Here is a 3,276-nt window from a genome sequence, read left to right as displayed (position 1 = left end):
CGCGGTGGCCGAGAACTTCTTCTCGCACCTGAAGACCGAGGCCTTCCTCGATGGGTACCCGGCCACCGTGGCCGAGATGACCGCAGCTTTGGAGTCCTACATCCAGTGGTACAACTACCACGGATCCAGCAACGACTCGAGGGCCTGACCCCGATGAAGTATCGGGAACAGGCCCTCGAGGAAGACAGGGCGCTTACGCTCTGATTACCAGTCCAACAACCGGGGACCAGTGCATTGCGCAAGGCGACGGACCGTCGTCGTGTGTCAGCCGGCGGTTCGCCGCCGTCCCGTCCGGGTCGGTCAGCGGCGCTTCTTCCGGGCCGCCTGCTCGGCCTGCCGGCGCTCCCGACGCGAGCGGTACTGGGTGGTCTCCTCGGTCTCGCCGGCACCGGTGCCGACGCCGTCGGCCGCTCACGGCGCACCACGGTGCCGCCGTCCTCGCTCGGGCCGGACATGCGCAGCTGCGCGGGGCGGCGCGGGGACTCGAGGCCCTCCACGTTCACCTGCGGGAGCATCGTGGACCCACGGGCGTCGGAGACGCCGGGCAGCGAGACCGGCTTGGGAGCGGCGGAGATGTTCGCGTTGAACAGGGTGCGCACGGAGTCCTCGCGGATGCCGGCCATCATCGCCTGGTACAGCAGGAAGCCCTCGCGCTGGTACTCCACGAGCGGCTCACGCTGCGCCATCGCACGCAGGCCGATGCCCTCCTTGAGGTAGTCCATCTCGTACAGGTGCTCCTGCCAGCGCTTGCCGATCGAGGAGAGCACCACACGGCGCTCCGCCTCGCGCAGCGCCTCGTCGCCGACCTGGGCCTCGCGGTCCTCATAGGCCAGCAGGGCGTCCGAGGTGAGCTCGCGCTTCAGGGTGTCGGCCTTCAGCCGGGAGATGCCGCCGGCCTCCTCCACGACCTCCTCGTGGGTGATGCCCACCGGGTAGAGGCCGCGCAGATCCGCCCACAGCTGGTCCAGGTCCCACTCGGCGGCGGTCCCCTCCTCCGTGGCCGCGTCCACCATGGCGCCCACGGCGTCCTCCACGAAGTTGCGGACCTTCTCCCGCAGGTCCTCGCCCTCGAGGATGGAGCGGCGGTCCGCGTAGATCGCCTCGCGCTGGCGGTTCATCACGTCGTCGTACTTGAGCACGTTCTTGCGCTGCTCGGCGTTGCGGCCCTCCACCTGGGCCTGGGCGTTCTGGATGGCCGAGGAGACCATCTTGAACTCCAGGGCCATGTCGTCCGGGATCGCGGCGGAGTTCATGATCCGCTGCGCGGCACCGGGGTTGAAGTTGCGCATCAGGTCGTCCGTCAGGGACAGGTAGAAGCGGGACTCGCCCGGGTCGCCCTGGCGGCCGGAGCGGCCGCGCAGCTGGTTGTCGATGCGGCGGGAGTCGTGGCGCTCGGTGCCGAGCACGTAGAGGCCGCCGGCCTCGATCACCTTGTCATGGTCCTCCTTGACGGACTGGGTGGCCGCCTCCAGCACCTCGGGCCACTTCTCCTCGTAGGCCTCGGAGTCCGCCTCCGGGTCCAGCCCGAGCTCCTGCATGCGGGCCACGGCCGAGAACTCGGCGTTGCCGCCGAGCATGATGTCCGTGCCGCGGCCAGCCATGTTGGTGGCCACGGTGACCGCGCCGAGACGCCCAGCCTGCGCCACGATCGCCGCCTCACGGGCGTGGTTCTTCGCGTTGAGGACCTCGTGGCGGATGCCCTTCTTGGCGAGCAGCTTGGAGAGGTACTCGGACTTCTCCACGGAGGTGGTGCCCACCAGCACCGGCTGGCCGGAGGCATGGCGCTCGGCGATGTCCTCCACGACCGCGTCGAACTTGACCTTCTCGTTCTTGTAGACCAGGTCGTTGCGGTCGACGCGCTGCTTCTCCTTGTTCGGCGGGATGACCACCACGCCGAGCTTGTACGTGTTGGTGAACTCTGCGGCCTCGGTCTCGGCGGTGCCGGTCATGCCGGAGAGCTTCTCGTAGAGGCGGAAGTAGTTCTGCAGGGTGACGGTCGCCAGGGTCTGGTTCTCCGCCTTGATCTGCACGCCCTCCTTGGCCTCGATGGCCTGGTGCATGCCCTCGTTGTAGCGGCGTCCCGGCAGCACGCGGCCGGTGTGCTCGTCGACGATCTGGACCTCGCCGTCGAGGACCACGTAGTCCTTGTCCCGCTTGAACAGCTCCTTGGCCTTCACGGCGTTGTTGAGGAACTGGATGAGCGTGGTGTTCTGCGTCTCGTAGAGGTTCTGGATGCCGAGGTGGTCCTCGACCTTCTCGATGCCCGGCTCGAGCACGCCGACGGTCTTCTTCTTCTCGTCCACCTCGTAGTCCGTGTCCCGGTCGAGCCGGCGCACCATGCGGGCGAACTCGCCGTACCAGCGGTTCACGTCACCCTGGGCAGGGCCGGAGATGATCAGCGGGGTGCGGGCCTCGTCGATGAGGATGGAGTCCACCTCGTCGACGATCGCGAAGTGGTGCTCGCGCTGCACGAGCTCGTCCAGGGACCAGGCCATGTTGTCCCGCAGGAAGTCGAAGCCGAACTCGTTGTTCGTGCCGTAGGTGATGTCCGCCTGGTACTGCCGGCGGCGGGTGGCCGGGTCCTGCCCGGACACGATGCAGCCGGTCTCCATGCCGAGGAACCGGAACACGCGGCCCATCAGGTCGGCCTGGTAGGAGGCCAGGAAGTCGTTGACGGTGACGATGTGCACGCCCTTGCCGTTGAGGGCGTTGAGGTAGGCCGGGGCGGTGGCGACGAGGGTCTTGCCCTCACCGGTCTTCATCTCGGCGATGTTGCCCTGATGCAGCGCGATGCCGCCCATGAGCTGCACGTCGTAGTGGCGCTGGCCGAGGGTGCGGCCGGCGGCCTCGCGGACCGCGGCGAAGGCCTCGGGCAGGAGCTGGTCCAGGGACTCCCCGTCGGCGAGGCGCTCCTTGAAGCGGTCGGTCTCCTCACGCAGCTCCGCGTCGGTCATGGCGCGGAACTCGTCCTCGATCACGTTGACGGCGTCCGTGATGCCCCGCAGCCGCTTGACGGCCCGGTTGTCCGAGATCTTGAGGATGCGGTCGATGATCGAGGGCACTGGCTTCTTCAGCTCCTTGCACGGTCGGGCGCGGACCGGCGGGGCCGCGCGGGCACGCGTGTGCCCGAGGCGACGGCCTGCGCCGGAACGTGGTCTGCGTGACAGTCTACGTCCGGGCGGCCGGGTGTGCGCCGAACGCGGACGGTCCCGGGCGTGGACGGGACCTCCGGGCCGGCCGGGTCATCCCCGGCGCAGGCTCCGGGCGAGGTCGCCC

1 protein-coding gene and 1 pseudogene are annotated in these 3,276 nt (G+C 68.8%); one reads left to right on the top strand and one right to left on the bottom strand.

The genetic code is table 11. The features are described 5' to 3' along the window. The first annotated feature begins 4 nt into the window (after positions 1 to 4). Positions 5 to 148, top strand: a complete 144-nt coding sequence (locus tag AC2W7A_RS10765) for an IS3 family transposase (RefSeq protein ID WP_485991348.1) — start codon at positions 5 to 7, stop codon at positions 146 to 148. Positions 149 to 300: 152 nt separating this feature from the next. Here the strand turns inward: AC2W7A_RS10765 and secA are convergent. After that, positions 301 to 3,062 (bottom strand): annotated as a pseudogene (gene secA / locus AC2W7A_RS10760) (preprotein translocase subunit SecA). Positions 3,063 to 3,276 lie beyond the last annotated feature (214 nt).

Source organism: Micrococcus sp. LASM2_SD2 (assembly GCF_057364565.1).
This window is presented reverse-complemented; position numbering and strand designations above follow the sequence as displayed.